General features: G+C 37.6%; 16 protein-coding genes. 7 read left to right on the forward strand and 9 right to left on the reverse strand.

Features of this window, described 5'->3' with window-relative positions:
- Positions 1–466: 466 nt before the first annotated feature.
- Both QGN23_RS08125 and QGN23_RS08130 read left to right on the forward strand, forming a co-directional pair.
- Entirely contained in the window at positions 467–1,078 is a 612-nt protein-coding gene (locus QGN23_RS08125; protein ID WP_282903841.1) for a DUF4142 domain-containing protein, read from the forward strand.
- A gap of 111 nt (positions 1,079–1,189) precedes the next feature.
- Positions 1,190–2,737 carry an IS1182 family transposase gene (locus QGN23_RS08130; protein ID WP_282906372.1) on the forward strand — a complete coding sequence of 516 codons (1,548 nt, stop codon included), beginning with the start codon at positions 1,190–1,192 and terminating at the stop codon, positions 2,735–2,737.
- A 162-nt stretch (positions 2,738–2,899) separates the two neighbouring features.
- Here the strand turns inward: QGN23_RS08130 and QGN23_RS08135 are convergent, their stop codons facing one another.
- From QGN23_RS08135 to QGN23_RS08150, 4 genes are all read right to left on the reverse strand, one after another.
- Positions 2,900–4,150: a dicarboxylate/amino acid:cation symporter gene (locus tag QGN23_RS08135; protein ID WP_282903842.1), complete on the reverse strand. Its 1,251-nt coding sequence runs from the start codon at positions 4,148–4,150 to the stop codon at positions 2,900–2,902.
- A 257-nt stretch (positions 4,151–4,407) separates the two neighbouring features.
- Complete coding sequence (locus QGN23_RS08140; RefSeq protein WP_282903843.1) at positions 4,408–4,827, reverse strand: SH3 domain-containing protein; 420 nt, start codon at positions 4,825–4,827, stop codon at positions 4,408–4,410.
- A gap of 6 nt (positions 4,828–4,833) precedes the next feature.
- Positions 4,834–5,313 carry a BON domain-containing protein gene (locus tag QGN23_RS08145; protein ID WP_282903844.1) on the reverse strand — a complete coding sequence of 160 codons (480 nt, stop codon included), beginning with the start codon at positions 5,311–5,313 and terminating at the stop codon, positions 4,834–4,836.
- Positions 5,314–5,471: 158 nt separating this feature from the next.
- On the reverse strand, positions 5,472–6,095 hold the full coding sequence (locus tag QGN23_RS08150) for an alpha-ketoglutarate-dependent dioxygenase AlkB family protein (RefSeq protein WP_282903845.1): 624 nt from the start codon (positions 6,093–6,095) through the stop codon (positions 5,472–5,474).
- Positions 6,096–6,157: 62 nt separating this feature from the next.
- On the opposite strand from QGN23_RS08150, the gene QGN23_RS08155 reads away from it, so the two are divergent.
- On the forward strand, positions 6,158–8,014 hold the full coding sequence (locus tag QGN23_RS08155) for a CocE/NonD family hydrolase (protein ID WP_282903846.1): 1,857 nt from the start codon (positions 6,158–6,160) through the stop codon (positions 8,012–8,014).
- Positions 8,015–8,162: 148 nt separating this feature from the next.
- Here the strand turns inward: QGN23_RS08155 and QGN23_RS08160 are convergent, their stop codons facing one another.
- The 3 genes from QGN23_RS08160 to smpB all read right to left on the reverse strand — a co-directional run bounded on the left by QGN23_RS08160 (position 8,163) and on the right by smpB (position 10,978).
- Positions 8,163–8,903, reverse strand: coding sequence for a YebC/PmpR family DNA-binding transcriptional regulator (locus tag QGN23_RS08160; protein ID WP_282903847.1), 741 nt, complete (start codon positions 8,901–8,903; stop codon positions 8,163–8,165).
- A 96-nt stretch (positions 8,904–8,999) separates the two neighbouring features.
- Positions 9,000–10,442: an OmpA family protein gene (locus QGN23_RS08165; RefSeq protein ID WP_282903848.1), complete on the reverse strand. Its 1,443-nt coding sequence runs from the start codon at positions 10,440–10,442 to the stop codon at positions 9,000–9,002.
- Between the two features lie 77 nt (positions 10,443–10,519).
- Positions 10,520–10,978, reverse strand: a complete 459-nt coding sequence (gene smpB, locus QGN23_RS08170; RefSeq protein ID WP_282903849.1) for an SsrA-binding protein SmpB — start codon at positions 10,976–10,978, stop codon at positions 10,520–10,522.
- A gap of 179 nt (positions 10,979–11,157) precedes the next feature.
- On the opposite strand from smpB, the gene QGN23_RS08175 reads away from it, so the two are divergent.
- Together QGN23_RS08175 and recJ are read left to right on the forward strand one after the other, a co-directional pair.
- On the forward strand, positions 11,158–12,780 hold the full coding sequence (locus QGN23_RS08175) for an ABC-F family ATP-binding cassette domain-containing protein (RefSeq protein WP_282903850.1): 1,623 nt from the start codon (positions 11,158–11,160) through the stop codon (positions 12,778–12,780).
- A 107-nt stretch (positions 12,781–12,887) separates the two neighbouring features.
- Positions 12,888–14,597, forward strand: coding sequence for a single-stranded-DNA-specific exonuclease RecJ (recJ, locus tag QGN23_RS08180; RefSeq protein WP_282903851.1), 1,710 nt, complete (start codon positions 12,888–12,890; stop codon positions 14,595–14,597).
- Between the two features lie 19 nt (positions 14,598–14,616).
- Here the strand turns inward: recJ and QGN23_RS08185 are convergent, their stop codons facing one another.
- Positions 14,617–15,768 (reverse strand): hypothetical protein, encoded by a 1,152-nt coding sequence (locus tag QGN23_RS08185; protein WP_282903852.1) that lies wholly within the window; start codon positions 15,766–15,768, stop codon positions 14,617–14,619.
- 79 nt (positions 15,769–15,847) lie between these two features.
- Between QGN23_RS08185 and QGN23_RS08190 the strand changes: the two genes are divergently transcribed.
- Both QGN23_RS08190 and QGN23_RS08195 read left to right on the forward strand, forming a co-directional pair.
- The gene (locus QGN23_RS08190; protein WP_282903853.1) at positions 15,848–16,375 is read left to right on the forward strand and encodes an NAD(P)H-dependent oxidoreductase; all 528 of its coding nucleotides are present in this window, start codon (positions 15,848–15,850) and stop codon (positions 16,373–16,375) included.
- Positions 16,372–18,213 carry a monovalent cation:proton antiporter-2 (CPA2) family protein gene (locus QGN23_RS08195; protein WP_282903854.1) on the forward strand — a complete coding sequence of 614 codons (1,842 nt, stop codon included), beginning with the start codon at positions 16,372–16,374 and terminating at the stop codon, positions 18,211–18,213. Before QGN23_RS08190 ends, QGN23_RS08195 begins: the two co-directional genes overlap by 4 nt.
- 91 nt (positions 18,214–18,304) lie before the next feature.
- Here QGN23_RS08195 and aroQ read toward each other — a convergent pair whose 3' ends face one another.
- Positions 18,305–18,712, reverse strand: coding sequence for a type II 3-dehydroquinate dehydratase (gene aroQ / locus QGN23_RS08200; protein WP_282903855.1), 408 nt, complete (start codon positions 18,710–18,712; stop codon positions 18,305–18,307).
- Positions 18,713–18,774: the final 62 nt, after the last annotated feature.

The raw sequence follows: 18,774 nt of genomic DNA on the forward strand, positions 1-18,774 counted from the left end.
ATTTAACTTGAAGACATCTCCATCGTTTTAACAGATATCGGATGAATACTTTAGCAAGCGGCTCATAAAAAGGTTTAATTTAAGATCATAAATTTTGAACCTACCTGCATCAACACGAAATCAAAGATTTACATCGAAATTCATCACCGTTAAAATACCCATAAAGCTGTTTTTAAGCAAAAGATGGAGAAAAGAAAAAAATCTCAATGCTGCTTTCGGTTACTTTAATGATTTATATAAATAAAAATAAAAAACATGTAACCCGCTGTCTTTTATTTTATATATCACGAAGAGCAAACAACGAATAGTAAAGCGTTTTTGCCTTCTTTCAATACTGCAAAATCTCAATCATTTTAAAAATTTAAAATAAGCATCCCCATCATGCAACTCCTTTTTTGGCAAATAAATTGCTGAAATACAGAAAGATAAAAATATAATATTTATTAACATTTTTAAAATCACTATTATGAAAAATTCAATTTTAACGGTTCTCGCTATCACTACATTGGTCGCTTGTAAAAAGAGTAAAACGACAACAATTGATCACTCTGCGGACAGTACCTCTATGATGGCTCCAGCTGAGCATACTACCACGCCAGGAGAACCTGCAAATATGTCAGGAACCAAAGAACATATGAGTCCGATGACCGATCAAGATAAACAGTTCGCTGAAGCCGCCGCAAAAGGCGGAATGATGGAAGTAATGCTTGGAAAAATTGCTGAAACAAACGCTTCTAATGAGCACGTGAAAGCACTTGGAAAATTGATGGTTGATGATCATACCAAAATTGATAATGAATTGAAAAATTGGGCTTCCAAAGTCAGTTACGAACTGCCTACCGTTTTGGATGCCAGCCACCAGAAAAAAGTCGACGATTTAAAAATGAAAAAAGGGATGGATTTTGACAAAGCTTATACTGAGCTGATGATCAGCGATCACAAAATGGATATCGCAGAATTTAAAAAAGAAATATCCAATGGAACCGAAGCTTCTTTAAAATCCTTTGCTTCTGCCACTGTCCCAACATTAGAACATCATCTAATGAAAGCGGAAGAAGCAAAAAAAGCATTGAAATAATATCTCTATATAAAACAAGAAGCCGTCTCAATACTGAGACGGTTTTTTTTGTTTTTTTTCTACATTTTTTTTGGTGAAATTATTAGATTTTATTATCTTTAAGTATTGATAATCAATGACATGAATATTAAATTTAAGGATTATAACCAACAACAAAACTGGTTATTCCCGCCATCAATCGAAGAGTTGATTCCTGAGAGTCATCCGGTTCGGATTGTCAATGGAATAATTGAGCAACTGGATCTGAAATTGCTCATTGAAGAATACAGCAAAGATGGCAAACCAAGCTTTCATCCCAAGATGATGCTTAAGGTGATGGTTTACGCTTATATGGATAATACGTATTCCAGCAGGAAGATCGAAAAAGCGATGCGCGAGAATATTAATTTCATGTGGCTATCGGCTCAACAGGTTGCAGACCATAATACTATTGCCCGTTTTCGGAGCAAGAAACTCAAGACTATTTTCAAAGATATTTTTAAACAGGTCGTCCTGTTATTAGCCGAGGAAGGACTCGTTAGTTTGAAAGAAGTTTTTACCGATGGCACCAAGATAGAGTCTATTGCCGGGAGGTACACCTTTGTTTGGGGCAATGCCATTAAAACCAGAAAAGAAAAGATGGCAGAGCAACTTGAGCAAATGTGGAACTATGCTCAAAGCATTGCTGATGAAGAAGACAGCGATCCTACGCCACCGGAGTTTAAAACCATCGATAAAGATAAAATAGAGAAGACCGCCAAGAAAATAGAAGAGATTATCAGCAAAAACCCGAAGGCTTCTACTAAAGCAAAGGCAAAACTGAGATACATTCAAAAGAATTTTTCTCAGAACCTGGATAAATACGAGGAGCAGGAAAAACTTTTAGCAGGTCGTGGCAGCTACAGCAAGACCGATCCCGACGCTACCTTTATGCGCATGAAAGATGATCATATGCAGAATGGGCAGCTTAAACCCGCCTACAATGTGCAGGTAAGTTCCGAATCCCAGTTCGTCATTCATTATAGTTTGCACCAAACCACCAACGATTTAAATACGCTCAAACCACACCTTAATACTTTTGAAGATCTTTATCAGTTTTTACCGGAAGAACTCACCGCTGATGCAGGTTACGGCAGTGAAGAAAACTATGATTTTCTGGAAGAAAAAAATATAGAAACCTTCGTAAAATACAACACCTTCGATAAGGAACAGGGGATTTTAAAATCGAAAAGAAAGAAAATCAACGAGGACTTCCATCGCGATAAACTCTATTATAACGAAGAGAAAGATCAATACATCTGTCCGATGGGACAACCAATGAACAAAATCACCAACCGAAATCGAAAAACCAAAAGCGGCTATGCTCAGACAAGCTCACTTTACCAAGCTCAAAACTGCAATGGTTGCCCGCTGCGAGGGACTTGCCATAAAGCCCAGGGAAACAGAGTAATAGAACGGAACCAAAATTTAGAACGGCATAAGGACAGAGTTCGGGAAAATCTCTTAAGTGAACTAGGTGAAATAAAACGCAGACAACGCACTGCCGATGTAGAGCCTGTATTCGCGCATATCAAATCCAACCGGAACTTCAAGCGTTTTACGCACATCGGAATAGAAAAAGCAGAACTGGAGTTCGGATTACACGCTTTAGCACATAATCTAAGAAAGAAAAGTGCTTAAATGGAGCACTTTTTTAGACTATTCTGAAAAACCACATTATCATCTAAAAATTTAACGTCTTAAAAAAGAAAATTAAAAACCGCCTCAAATTTTATTTTGAGACGGCTTCTTTAATTTCTTTGTTGCTTAATAAATAGAGTTATTTAATAAAACTCGATTTGTTTACAAATCTCCACCGTGATTTTCCAGTTGTCCTTCCCATTTCGAAACTGCAGAAGTTGCTAAAGCATTTCCTAAAACATTGGTCATACTTCTTCCCATATCGCAGAAATGGTCAATAGGTAAAATCAAAGCAATTCCTTCCGGTGGAATTCCAAACATGGTACAGGTTGCTACAATGATTACCAGACTCGCCCTTGGAACTCCCGCGATTCCCTTGGAGGTTAACATTAAAACCAAAAGCATAATGACCTGTTGTCCTAAAGTCATATCAATCCCGTAAATCTGAGCGATAAAAATTGCTGCGAATGTCATATACATCATACTCCCATCCAGATTAAAGGAATAACCTAAAGGTAAAATGAACGATACAATTCTATTATTACATCCGAATCTTTCGAGTTCTTCAACCAATTTTGGGAAAACCGCTTCTGAACTTGTTGTAGAAAATGCGATCAATAACGGTTCTTTGATTCTCCTTAATAATTCGAATAACCGATTTCCCAAAATCATATACCCTACGATACAAAGCACCAACCACAAGATTGCCAAAGCAAAGAAGAAATCCCGGAGATAAATCGCATATACCTTGAATATATCAAATCCGTTGGTAGCAACAACCGCAGCAATTGCACCTAATACTCCAAGCGGCGCAAACCACATGATGTATCCCACCATCTTTAAAATAGCGTGGGCACAAATATCCAAACCTCTAACAATAGGTTTTGTATATTCTTCGCCCATATTGGCTAATGCAACGCCGAACATAATAGAGAATACTACGATTTGCAAAACCTCATTGGTCGCAAAAGCTTCGAATAAACTTTTCGGAATAATATGAGTCACAAACTGCTCCATAGAAAGACCCTGACTGTGTGCAACCATTTCGCCGGCGGCATCTGCAGCAGGTTTAGGAAGCTGCATTACACGGCCTGGCTCTAACCAGTTCACGAAAATCAACCCAATCATTAAAGAGACTAATGAAGCAGTAATAAACCAAAGCATGGCTTTGGTTCCTACCCGCCCGATCATCTTGACATCGCTCATCTTGGCAATTCCTACGACCAAGGTGGTAAATACCAGGGGCGCAATAATCATCTGCACCAAACGGATAAAGACGGTTCCAAGAAGTTTTATGTTTTTTGAAAATCCTTCGGAACTCTCAGGATATCGCGTATGCACGACGCCACCCATGATTACACCTACTACGAGAGCGATAATGATGAAGACGAATAGTTTGTTTTGACCTTTCATGTGATTTTTTTCTTGTAAGATTTACAAATATATGGTATTTTGTTAAAAAATGGTTAAAATTTAAACTCTGCACAAGCAATTGAAATGGAAATCCTTTCTTTTAGAAGGGGAAATGCAATAAAAAGATTGAAATTAAGACCGCAGTTTTGTCATGAGATTTTTTCACTGGAGTGGCATCAGGCCAATCTTTTGATGGGAGGACCATAAATAAAAACCCCTGAATAATCAGAGGTTCCGTATTTTTACAGTGTTAAAAACTACGCCTGCAAATATCTTGCATAAGCATATCCTTCTTCACCATCAGAATTTCTTACTTTCCACCAATCATCTGAACTTTGTTCTATCAAAGTTACAGTGGAGCCTTTTTCAGCTTTACCAACCACGGCGGCATCTGTAGAAGGTTGTTGTCTCATATTAAGGCTTGTAGACTCCGTAGCTACCGTCAGAGAAGCGCCAGCTGCCAAGCCCGCAACCTGCACATCTACATTGATGTCAGAAGCGGAATACGTAGAATCGATAGCTCCGAGAGCGTTCCATACTGCATCTTTCGCTGCCGTAGTAGTGGTATTACCTGAAATATAAAGAATTCCTTCTTTTTCAGTAACTTGTAAATTGGACACTCCGGCTGAATTTGCCGCAGAAATTACACTTGCGTATTTATCTTGTAAAGCACTCATATTCTATTATTTTACAGTATAATTATAGTTAACTTTCCCAACTTTTAAAGCATCTACAGACATTTTGATTTTTTTTGCCTGCTCCGAAGAAACGTTGCCGGTTAAAGTTAATTCACCGTTTACAACCTCCACTTTCACAGAAGGGAAATCTTTCACAGCATCAGCAACTTTTTGCTGAACTACGGGATCGATAACTGAAACGGTCTCTACCACGACAGGAGCTTGTATTGTTGACATATCATGAACATCTTTAATCCCTGGGATTGCTTTTAAAGAAGCAATCATTTCGTCTCTCGCAGCTTGATCCGTGAATGTTCCGCTCAGATGAGCCTGGCCATCTTTAACTTCAACTGAAGCATTCTGATTAGAAGTTACTATTGTTGTTGCCTGGGTTTGCAGTTCTGCATCTGAAACTTTCTTTTTACAGGCGATTGACCCGAAAGATACTGCGACTGCCAAGGCAGCCATTGCGATTGTTTTTTTCATAATTGATTTTGTTTAATGTTAAAAATTCTATTCAAATGTAATAATAAATAGCATGCCGCTTTCATAATAAAATATAATTTTTTATAAAATTTCGATAATATTAATTGAATTCATTGCCAAAATCGGCAAGCATTCACCTCAAATATAGCGATTAAAAATTAAATTAATTTTTCGCTTTTGTCAATTGTTCTGAAAGTTAAATTGATTCTCGGCGAGAATATTTTTTTAGTTGGCGGCAACCTGTGCAGCCAAAAACTTTGCGTCTGAGCTTTCATAACTAATAAACTGCCATTTTCTAAAACGAGTTCAATTTTGTCTTTAGTTGTTTTATGTTTAAATGAAAATTTTCTTTCAGCTCCGAAACTTAAGGAAGCAATTGCTCCGTTTTTCTTTAAATCTTTTTCACCATCGCTGTGATAAGCCATTCCTTCGCTGCCGTCATGATAAAGGTTAAGCAAGCAGGAATTGAACTGCTCACCGGTTTTTTCTTCAACCAATTGTTTTAGTTGTACTAATTCGACAGTCCATGGAAGTGCGTTTTTTGTCGTTTTGGAATAAGTGTACTCGAAATTCTCCTCGCCGTACCAAGCCACTTTTCTTTTGGTTAAAATTTTTTTTTCAAAAATGATGGCTTCATCATTTTTCCAGTCGATTGTTTGTAAAAGCTTTTGATAAAAATAATCTGCCTGTTCCTGATTAAAAATTTTGCCGTAATAATTGACTGTCCCATCTTGCGGGAGTAAATTAAAATCGGGATCCGGCAGGTATTCAAATAATTCCATCGTTTCATTTTCTCCTTCAAATTTCTACATTTTTTTTCATAAATTCGTTAAAAATAATTTTCATGAAAAAATACCTTCAGATTTTCTTTGCGTTCTATTTTGTCTTAGGAATAGCTCAAAACAGAGCTGACAATAGTTTTGTCAAAGAACATTATACCAAAAAAGAAGTTTATATCCCGATGCGGGACGGCGTTAAACTGTTTACTTCAGTTTATATCCCAAAGGATATTTCTAAATCCCAGAAATACCCTTTCCTGATGCAGCGAACTTGCTATAGTGTCGCTCCTTATGGTGAAAATGAATATAAATCTTCGCTTGGTCCGAATCCATATTTAATGAAAGATCAGTACATCTTTGTTTATCAGGATGTTCGCGGAAGATATATGAGTGAAGGAACATTTACCAATATGACACCTCAGGTTGCACATAAAACCAAAAAAGATGTCGATGAAAGTACAGATACTTACGATACCATTGACTGGTTACTAAAGAACATTAAAAACAATAATGGAAAAGTAGGCCAATATGGAACTTCTTATCCGGGATTTTATACCGCTGCCGGAACACTTTCGGAACATCCAGCTTTGGTGGCATCTTCTCCGCAAGCGCCGATTTCTGATTTTTGGAATGATGATTTTCTTCATAACGGAAAATTCATGCTTGGCTATTTCAGAACATTTCCTGTATTCGGAGTTCAGAAAACCAAAGCCGAAAATAAAGCCTGGTATATGGATACTTCCGTAAAGCAGACTTCTGAGGATGGATTAAAATTTTACCGCGACATGGGAACTTTGAAAGATGGTTATGAAAAATACTATAATGATAATTTCTTTATGACTGAAATTATGAATCATCCAAATTATGACGACTATTGGCAGAAGAGAAGCATACTTCCACATTTGAAAAATATCAACCATGCCGTGATGACCGTTGGTGGCTGGCTCGATGCCGAAGATTTATCAGGCCCTTTGAATATTTATAAAACAATCGAGAAAACAAGTCCAAAAGCGAAGAATACAATTGTGATGGGACCTTTCTCACATGGCGGCTGGTCAAGGGAAGCCGGACATCACTTTCATAATGACATTTATTTCGGAGACAGTATTGCGACTTATTATCAAACCAAATTAGAAACTCCGTTTTTTAAACATTATTTAAAAGGAAATTCAAAAGTTGACGCAGGTTTACCGGAAGCAACAATGTTTGACACCGGGAAAATGGAATGGAAAGAATTCAGTACTTATCCGGCGAAGAATACAGAGAAAATAAATTTCTATCTCACAGACCGAACCTTTAAAAACAATCCTTCCAATACTAGTTCAGAATATTACAGCGATCCGGCAAATCCCGTGGTAAGCTCAGAAAATATAAAAGATTTCAATGGTTTCACTCCGAGAAATTACATGAGTGAAGATCAGCGTTTTGCCGTGGGAAGACCGGATGTCTTAACTTTTACAACCGATATTTTGACAGACGATCTTACATTGACCGGTGAGATTCTAGCAAAACTTAATTTCTCAACGACTTCTAATGACGTTGATTTTGTGGTAAAATTAATCGATGTTTATCCGCAGGATTTTGTACCGAAAGAAAAAAAGGACGGTGTCGTTTATGGCAATTATCACCAAATGGTTCGCAGTGAAATTATGCCGGCAAGATTCAGAAATTCGAGAGAGAAAGGGGAAGCATTGGTTCCCAATGAAAAAACTGCAGTAGAAGTGAAATTGCAGGATGTTCTGCATACGTTCAAAAAAGGACATAAAATACAGGTTCAGATTTCAAGCACGTGGTTTCCGTTGTTTGCAGTTAATCCACAGAAGTTTTTAGAGAATCCAAATTTTGCAGTAAAAGAAGATTATACCAAAGCATTTATTAAAGTTTATGGAGACAGCTTTTTAGAAGTTAATGTGTTGAAATAAGTTGATAAAATACCGATTACAAAAAAACCAAAACTGTTAATTTAGTTTTGGTTTTTTTTATAATCCAATCTAAGATGGAAAATTTGTCTGTGTTGTTTAAAAAAAGACTATAAAAGATAGTGAAAAGAAATTCTTTAGCAACCTTTGCTTAAAGCGAATTCATTAACTCATCTGTAATTTCCATATTGTGAAATACGTTCTGTACATCATCATCGTCTTCGAAACGCTCCAGCATTTTCATATTTATTTTAAAATGTTCTTGCGAAACTTCTTTGGTGTTATTTGGGATTCTTTGAATTTCCGCACTTTTGGGTTCAATACCCAGTTCGTCTAATTTATGAGATAACGATCCGAAATCTTCAAACGCCGTTGTGATGAAAACTTCATCTTCGTCCTGTTCTATTTCTTCTGCGCCGCCATCAATCATTTCCATTTCGAAATCATCCCAATCCAATTTAATTAAAGAACGGTCCAGAGAGAAAATCCCTTTGCGGTCAAAGATGAAAGCCAACTCTCCGTTCTTGCCCAGATTCCCGTCAAATTTATTGAATATTGCACGAACATTGGCGACAGTTCTCGTAGGGTTATTCGTTGTACAGTCTATAAAAAAAGCAACTCCACCCTGTCCATAACCTTCATAGGTAATTTCTTCATAATTTTCCGCATCAGCGCCGCTTGCTTTTTTAATTGCACGCTCCACGTTATCTTTGGGCATATTAGCACCTTTAGCATTTTGGATGCATCTTCTTAATGCAGGATTAGTATCAGGATCCGGCCCTGCTGCTTTTACCGCAAGAGCGATATCTTTACCAATTTTAGAAAACGTTTTGGCCATTTTATCCCAGCGGGCCATCTTAGAAGCTTTTCTATATTCAAATGCGCGTCCCATATTATTTGATTTTTAATGATTACAAAAATACGATTTTGTTTACAAAAAAACACCCTCGAAATTCGAGGGTGTCTATTATTTAGAAAAATAATTTAATTATTTTTTCTTTTTAGCTGGAGCCTTTTTAACAACTGTTTTTTTCTTAACAACTGGTAAATCTGATTTGTCCATTGCTTCAAAAGCTTCTCTGTCAACAGCAGTAACAACTACTTTTCTGTCAGCCATTCTTTCAGCATCTGATGCGTTTTCAGGAACGGTAGCGTTAGCTTCACCTACACCTTTAGATTTCAATTGGTTTCCAGAAACCCCTCTTGCTTCTAGAGCATTCACTACCGCAGCAGCTCTCTGTCTAGATAACTTCAAGTTATAAGCTTCAGAACCTTTTTTATCTGTTTCACCAGTTAAAAGGAATGTTCCACCGTTAGAAGATTTAATAATTTCTGCAGCTTGATTCAATCTTTCGTTAGACTCTGGTCTAATAGTCGCTTTATCAAAGTTGAAGAAAATACCTTTCAATGCTCCTGTCGCTTCATCAGCATAAGCTGTTTGAGGCTTAGGACAACCATTGTATTCTTTAAGTCCGAAAACTGTAGGACAAGCGTCATCTTTATCTAAGATTCCGTCTCCGTCAGTATCTGGCCAAGGACAACCATTGTTCTCTGCTGGACCTGCAACATCTGGACAAGCGTCATCTTTGTCTAGAACACCATCTCCGTCAGTATCTGGCCAAGGACAACCGTTGTTTTCAACTGGACCTGCAACATCTGGACATTGGTCATCGATATCTGGAATTCCGTCTCCGTCAGTATCAGGACAACCTTGGAATTGCGCTAAACCTGGAGTATCAGGACATCTGTCATCTTTATCAGGAATTCCGTCTTTATCTCTATCTGTATTTCCGAATCTAAATAATAAAGATGCAGAAGCTTGCCAAAAGTTAGCAACACTAGATTTATCTCCTGGCGTAGAAACGTAATCTCCCTGAACACCTAAACCGAAGCTTTTAGTAACCCAGAAATTAGATCCGATTCCAGTAGCAAGAGCAAAATGATTAGCTCCGATGTTTTTACCATCTTTGTCAACCGCATTTGCTTGTCCGGTATAGTCATGTCTCAAATAATTGGCACCAGCTCTCAAATATGGATCGAACCAAGAATCTTCATTCCAAAGACCATTGAATTTAAATTGAAGACCTAAACCAGTCATTAGGAAAAATTCTTTCCCCATTCCGATTTTCTTGTTGTCAACATTCCCCACAGAGGTTTGCCAGTCAAGAACAAAGTACTTGCTTAAGTTTCTTGCAACTGTTAATTTTGAAAGTGGAGGTGTAATTGTAAAATTGTTCATGTTATACAACTGACCGTTATCACTACCGCCAAAAGCAGTTGAGAAAACTTTTCCCACACTTCCTCCTGCCGCAGCATGATTTACTCCGTGAGCACCAACCCCGATTAACCACGGGTTGCTGGTAGTCTGAGCGAAAACAGTAGAGGCAATCGTAAGTGCCAATGCTGAAATTCCTAATTTTAGATTTTTCATAGAATTAAATGATTAAATAATTGATAATGCAAAATAAATATAAATTTTCTTCATAAACAAAGATTTTTGGTCTTTTTTTAACTTTTCTTTAATATTCTGTCGAGATTTCGCTTGTTTTCTCTTTCTTTTATGCTTTCGCGTTTATCAAAGAGTTTTTTTCCACGACCGAGAGCAATAAGAACCTTGGCTTTTCCTTTATCATTTATATAAAGTTTTAAAGGAATTATCGTATTACCAGCATCTTTCAGTTTCTTTTCAAACTTTTGCAACTCCCTTTTGTGCAATAGCAACTTCCGTTCCCTTTTCGTCTTATGGTTATAAAAAGTTCCCAATTTATACTCATCAATCATCATATTTATGATATACAATTCACCATCAATAAACTGACAAAAGGACTCGGTGATACTCGCTTTCGATGACCGCAATGATTTAATCTCTGTCCCCGTAAGTACCATGCCTGCTTCTATTTCTTCAGAAAGCTCATATTCAAAGCGTGCTCTTTTATTGTAGATTGCAATTGATTTTTCAATTTTCATTTTGATGGTAAATTTGATATTATTTAATCTGTTAAATTTTATAAAATATTAACATAACACTTTAGAATTTTAGATCGGGCCAGTCATTATCAATTTCGCTGCGTTTAAATTCACACTTTTTAAACAATGTATTAAACCCGATTTCTTTTCGTAATTTTGCATCAAATTTACAAAACTATATGTTAACAGTATCTAATTTATCTTTACAATTCGGAAAAAGAGTACTTTTTGACGAGGTAAATATTATGTTTACGAAAGGAAATTGCTACGGAATTATTGGTGCTAATGGTGCCGGTAAATCGACTTTCCTGAAAATCCTAACCAAACAACAAGATCCCACAACAGGCTCTATTTCTCTTGAACCGGGGAAAAGAATGTCTGTATTAGAGCAAGATCACTTTGCTTACGATAATTTTACCGTGCTCGACACCGTTTTAAGAGGGAACAAAGTATTGTTCAAAATCAAAGAAGAGATGGACGCGCTGTACGCAAAAGAAGATTTCTCTGATGCTGATGGAATTAAAGCGGGTGAACTTGGCGTAATTTATGACGAAATGGGCGGCTGGAACTCTGAATCCGACGCGATGACGATGCTTTCTAATGTCGGCATCAAAGACGATATGCACTATCAGATGATGGGAGAACTGGAAAACCAGAACAAAGTAAAAGTGCTTCTTGCACAGGCATTGTTCGGAAACCCAGATGTTCTGATTCTGGATGAGCCAACCAATGACTTGGATATCGAAACCATCGCCTGGTTAGAAGATTTCTTATCAACTTACGAAAATACGGTAATTGTAGTTTCTCACGACCGTCACTTCCTGGATACCGTTTGTACACACATCGGAGATTTAGATTATTCTAAACTTAATTTATATACCGGAAACTACTCGTTCTGGTACCAGGCATCGCAATTGGCGACAAGACAGCGTCAGCAGTCCAATAAAAAAGCCGAAGAAAAGAAAAAGGAATTGCAGGACTTTATCGCCCGGTTCTCTTCCAACGTAGCAAAAGCAAAACAGGCAACCGCTCGTAAGAAGATGATCGACAAACTAAATATTGAAGACATTAAACCTTCATCCAGACGTTATCCTGCGATAATTTTTGACACAGAACGTGAAGCCGGTGATCAAATTCTGGAAATTAAAGATTTAGAAAAAACCAAAGATGGCGAATTACTTTTCTCTAAAATCGATTTGAATTTAAAGAAAGGAGATAAGGTAGCCGTGATTTCTAAAAACTCCCTGGCAATTACCGAATTCTTCCAGGTTTTAAGCGGAAATACAGAAGCTGATAAAGGAACATTCAATTGGGGAATTACCACGAACCAATCTTACATGCCACTTGACAATACCAGTTTCTTTCAGGAAAACATCAACTTGGTTGATTGGCTAAGACAATTTACAAAGAATGATGAAGAGCGTCACGAAGAATATATGCGCGGATTTTTAGGGAAAATGCTTTTCTCCGGAGACGAAGCCTTAAAATCCTGTACCGTTCTTTCAGGAGGGGAAAAAATGAGATGTATGTTCAGTAGAATGATGTTGCAACGTGCCAATATCCTTTTGATGGATGAACCGACCAATCACCTGGATTTGGAAAGTATCACCACTTTAAACAACTCTTTGGTTAGCTTTAAAGGAAATATTCTGTTGTCTTCTCATGACCATGAAATGTTGCAAACGGTCTGTAACCGTATTATTGAGTTAACTCCGAAAGGAATTATTGATAGAGAGATGACCTACGATGAGTATTTAGAAGATAAGAAAGTGAAAGAATTACAACAGCAAATGTATTCTTAGAATATCTTTTCCCGTATATTTAAAAACAAACCGTTCAAGAAATTGAGCGGTTTTTTCTTTCGAGTCCCACCGCGGCATCCAACTTTTTTCCCTAATTTTGTGAGATTATGAGTCAAAAATGGATTTACAAACCCGAACCCGATGAGGATATTGTCGACGGAATAAGCTCGTCTCTTGGATTTGGAACTTTTGAATCCAAAATCCTCGTCCTTCGTGGCATCGATGATTATCAAAAAGCAAGAGAATTTTTCAAACCCAACCTCAACGACATCCACAATCCTTTCCTGATGAAGGATATGCAATTGGCCGTAGACCGCATTGCAACAGCGATCGAGAACGGCGAAAAAATCATGGTCTATGGCGATTATGATGTTGACGGGACCACCGCAGTTGCTCTGATGTATCTGTACCTCAGTAAAATTGTAGAGAAAAAATACCTGGATTATTATATTCCGGACCGAAATATTGAAGGTTACGGTATTTCTGAAGCAGGAATCGAGTACGCTAAAGAAAACGGTTTCTCTCTCATCATAGCACTTGACTGCGGAATCAAAGCACTCGACAAAATAGATTATGCTAAAGAATTGGGAATTGATTTCATTATTTGTGACCATCATTTACCGGGCGAAAAAATCCCTGATGCCGTGGCAGTTTTAGATCCGAAAAGGAAAGACTGCCGATATCCTTTTAAAGAACTTTCGGGTTGTGGCGTAGGTTTCAAACTCTGTCAGGGTTTGAACACCCTTTATAAAATCCCTGAAGCCGAACTTTTTGAATTGACCGATTTGCTCGCGATTTCTATTGCGGCAGATATCGTTTCAATGTCGGGCGAAAACCGGGTTCTCGCAAAACAAGGTTTAAAAATATTAAGAAAGTCCAGAAATCTGGGACTGCGGATGCTAATTCCCGAAGATAAACTCGCCACTTTTGAAATCTCCAATATCGTTTTCGAAATTGCTCCCAAAATCAATGCCGCCGGACGGATCTCGCACGGGAAAGCCGCAGTGGAATTAATGGTTTCCGACAATCTGAAACATGCAACCCAAATCGTAAATGACATTGTAAATTTAAACGATTCCCGCCGGGAAATGGACATGAGCAGTACCACCGAAGCACTGTTACAAGTAGAAACCAGCGGGCAGGTCGCCAATTTTTCAACCGTCGTTTACGGTGCCGATTGGAACAAAGGCGTGATCGGAATTGTCGCCTCCAGATTAACGGAGACTTACTACAAACCTACGGTTGTTTTTGCAGATGGAAATAATGGCGAAATTGTTGCTTCTGCCCGCTCGGTTTCAGATTTTGACGTACACAATGCTCTGGAAGAATGTTCTGACTTATTTCTAAAATTCGGAGGTCATCCAGCTGCTGCAGGACTTTCTATGGAAAAGGAGAAATTAAATTTATTCAAAGAAAAATTCGAAAAAGTAGTTGCAGAGAAAATCCAGGAGCATCAGAAAGAACCAAGCATAAAAATTGACGCCGTTGTGGAAATTGATGACCTGAACAAAGATTTCTTTAATTTCCACAGAAAACTTGCACCATTTGGTCCGGATAATATGAAACCTGTTTTGGTTCTAAAAAATCAAAAACTTTCGGGTTATGTAAAAACAATGGGGAAAGAAAACAGTCATCTTAAATTTTTCATCAAACAAGATTCTACCGGCAAAAACATCGAATGCGTAGGTTTTAAGTTAGGAAAATATGCGGATGAATTCAGACAGAAAACTTTCGACATCGCCTTCACTGCAGAAGAAAATCACTGGAAAGGAAATGTAACTTATTTTCTGAGTATCCGTGATGTGAAATTCAACTGATTTTTTTTTACAGGTTAAGCTAGACCGTTTCCTGTCTTTTAAATTCTTTAGTTTCATCAAAAAGATAACGGTAAGTCGCCAGTTTTCTGGTGACTTTTGTTTCCAGATTCTCGGCAATCTTAATCATTTTAGGATTGAAATCTCCAATCCACTGCATTTCATAATCTTCAAAAGCGGTGGTTTCACGAAAATGTTTCGTTCCTTCCCAAATCATAAATCCGTCGATCCCTTTTCGCTGCCATTCCGGGATAATTCCGAAAACCAGCCCTACCATTTTTTTATTCTTTCTGAATTTCTTGATGATTAAGAATACGAGTTTCTGAAGAAATCCGAATTTTCCGTTAAAGAATTTAATCCATTGGTTCAAATCCGGAATATTCATCCACATGGCGATGGGCTTTTCATTTTCATAGACGAACCAGGAAATATGTTCATTGATAACAGGTTTTAAACTTTTAAACATTTTCACCGTTTGTATTTCCGTCAATTGCTTTCCTTCTCCATGATTTGCCCACGCTTGATTGTAAACTTCCGTAAAATCCTTCGCGAACTTTTCCAAAAATTTGATCTGAAGGGGTTTTGCCTTAATTTTTTTATTCTTCGAAACTCTCTGATGCATTGCTAAAAAATCATCTCCAACCGGATCATGAATTTTTCTGCCAAAACATAATTGATTGAAAAATATCTTAAATCCATAATTTTCAAAAAGCGACTGATAATATGGCGGATTATAATTCATCCCGTAAAGTGGTTCTGAAAACCCTTCGATCAAAAGGCCCCAAAATTTATCGCGTTCCCCAAAATTGATCGGTCCATCCATCGCTTCCATTCCTTTTTGCTGCAACCATTCTTTTGCAAAATCAAAAATAAAATCCGCGGTTTCCTGATGATCGATACAGTCAAAAAAGCCTATTCCACCCGTGGGCTGATCTTGTTTGTATTTTTTATTAATGAAAACTGCAATTTTTCCGACGGTTTCATTATCATCATTTTTAAAGAGAAAACGCATACACTCGCCGAATCGGAAAAATTTATTTTTCCTGGCATCAAATACGTTTTCAATGTCCTGATCCAGAGGCCGGATATAATTTTTATCTTTCCTAAAAAGGAGTTTTGGAAAGTTCAGAAACTCTGAAACCGACTCTTTCGAAACCACATTAATTACCTTCATTTTTCAAAAATAATAAAGTTTATCTTCAATAAATAGAGATTTTTTTTATTTTTTCACTATTTTTATAAAAATTGAAATTGTGAAAAAAACGCTGGCCATATTTGCCCATCCTTATTTTGAATATTCGACCACGAATATTGAACTTATCAAAGCGTATGAGACTTCTGACCTACTGACTTTTAAAGATTTATACGAAGAGTACCCGGATTTTCATATCGCGACTTTCAAAGAAAGAAAAAGAATAAGAGAATATGAACGGCTGGTTTTTCACTTTCCCTTAATTTGGTTTGGCCTGCCACCACTGCTCCGCCTCTGGATTGACGAAGTTTTCGATATGAGTTGGAAAGCTGAGGATGAAAATGATCATCCACTGATGAATAAAGACGCTATCATTATAGTAACGATTGGAGCAAAAGAAGAAAATTACCAGAAAGACGGATTGTATAAAACTACTATTGAAGAATTGATGAGACCGCTTGCATTATGTTTAGAGGTGACAGGAATTGAGGTAAAAGAAATCATTGCCGTTTACGAATCAGATGATTTGGAAGAAGAACAGTTAAAAAAAATCTGTCATAACATTACAAAAACTTTAGAAACATCATGAATGAAAGTTCATTAACCCAAACAGCCTTAATTTTTTTAGGTGCTGCAATCGTAATGGTTCCACTGGTTCGGAAACTGGGATTAAGTGCGGTGATTGGTTATATATTGGGGGGAATAATCATTGGCCCTTTTGGTTTAAAATTGACCGGTAACGACTCCAATGACATTATGCAAGCCACAGAATTCGGTGTAATCATGCTGCTTTTTCTGGTTGGCCTGGAAATAGAACCCAAAAAATTCTGGAAAATCCGAAAGAAAATAATCGGGATGGGATTAGGACAAATGGCCATCACCGTTGCCCTTTTATTTTTGATTTTTTACCTGGCAGATTGGCGTAAGGATCAGGCATTGGTGGCCGCCTTATGTTTTAGTTTATCTTCCACAGCGATTGTTTTGCAGACTTTAAAAGAGAAAAACATTTTCAGAACTGATGTTGGTGAAGCCTCTTTCTCCATTCTTCTTTTTCAGGATATTGCTGTAATCCCAATTATCGCGCTCTTGCCGGTTATTGCTAAAAAATCAGATACAGACGAGAACCAGTTACTTTTACAATATCTCCCCGACTGGCTGCAACCGTTTTCGATTATTTTAGGGGTAGTTGCTTTGATTATATTAGGACGTTATATTTTCGTTCCGTTCCTCCGGTATGTTTCCCGTTCCGGAATGAATGAATTACTTACCGCCTCTTCCCTTTTCCTGGTCATTGGCGTTTCTGAGTTAATGCATGCTGTAGGATTAAGCCCGGCATTAGGGGCATTTATCGCCGGGGTAATGTTGGCAACCAGCGAATTCCGGCATGAGCTTGAAAGCCAGATTGATCCTTTCAAAGGTTTACTTTTGGCCGTATTTTTCGTGAGTGTGGGATCTACAATAAATTTCCACGTCATTATGGGAGATCCGATGTTTATTTTCACAACAATTATTGTTGTTTTAATTGTGAAATTTGTTGTGCTCGTAGGTGTTTTAAAATTATTCAAATTAAAACTTCATGAAAATCTATTGGTCGCTTTTGGACTTTCACAAATTGGAGAGTTTGCCTTTGTCTTGATTAATTATTCTACAAAACTCTATTTATTTGACCCAAAACTCAACGCACAGTTAATGGCAATCACCGCGATTACCATGTGTGTAACTCCTATTCTTTTACTCATTAATGATAAGTTCATTGAACCCCGCATTCACGATGTAAAAAATGAAATGCCTGAAATGGAAGGTCCGATTAAACAACAAAGAATCATTATCGTAGGTTTTGGGCATTTCGGCAGTACCGTTGGGCGACTGTTACGGGTGAATGGAATTAGTGCAACTGTTTTGGATAATGATCCGCAACGTATTAACCTTCTCCGTTCCAAAGGATTTAAAGTATATTTTGGCGATGCCGCCAAGCCGGGAATTCTGCGTTCCGCGGGTGCAGAAACTGCAGACCTTTTAATTCTGTGTCTGGACAGTCCTGAAAAAAATAAATTTATTCTCGAATATGCGCGCGAACACTTTCCACAACTGAAAATTTACGTCCGAGCAAAAAACCGTCTTGACGCATACGATTTCATCAATAACGGTGTAGAAAATATTTACCGTGAAACGTTAGGAACCGCTGTAGATATGGCCGTTGATATTTTGAAAGCAACCGGAATGCGGGCTTATGCTGCCAGAAGGTTAGGGCAAAGATTTATGGTGATTGATAAAGCGATGACGCGCAAATTAGCAAAAGATCAGTTGAGCGACAAAGTAACTTTTACGATGACAGAGCACCTGGATCGGGAGGCAGAACTTCTCGCAGAAGACAGCCATTCTTTCGACGAATCACAATGGAATGAGTATGAGGAATATCAGAATTAGGTGACAAGCTGCCAGCAATAATGATGAAAAGGTTGGTATAGTTTAAGAAATGATTTTCTGAGAATTCTTTTTGGGAAAAAAATGAAATCCCCTAATGCAAACTCAAGATTGCCAATCGATATCCTTTCATTCCGAAACCACTTAAAATCCCATCCGCATTTGCAGCCGTGACGGATTTCTGGCGGAACTCTTCTCTTTTGTAAATATTACTGATATGAACTTCTATTTTCGGTTGCGAAATATTTTTCAGGCAATCGGCGATCGCATAGGAATAATGGGTAAATGCGCCGGGATTAATCACCAGACTCTCAAAATCATTTTCTTGCAGACGGTTGATAATTTCCCCTTCAATATTCGATTGATAATAGAGAATTTCATGTTGCGGAAATTCTTGCTTTAAGTTTTCGAGGTATTGTTCCATAGAAACGCTTCCGTAAATTTCCGGTTCGCGGGTTCCCAAAAGATTGAGATTAGGGCCGTTCAATATTAAAATTCTCATGTAGAAATTTTTACAAAGATATGGTTTTACAGAAAATATAGGCTTTTAGGCTTAATAATTGT

The sequence above is a fragment of the Chryseobacterium gotjawalense genome, from assembly GCF_030012525.1.
Taxonomy (GTDB): domain Bacteria; phylum Bacteroidota; class Bacteroidia; order Flavobacteriales; family Weeksellaceae; genus Kaistella; species Kaistella gotjawalense.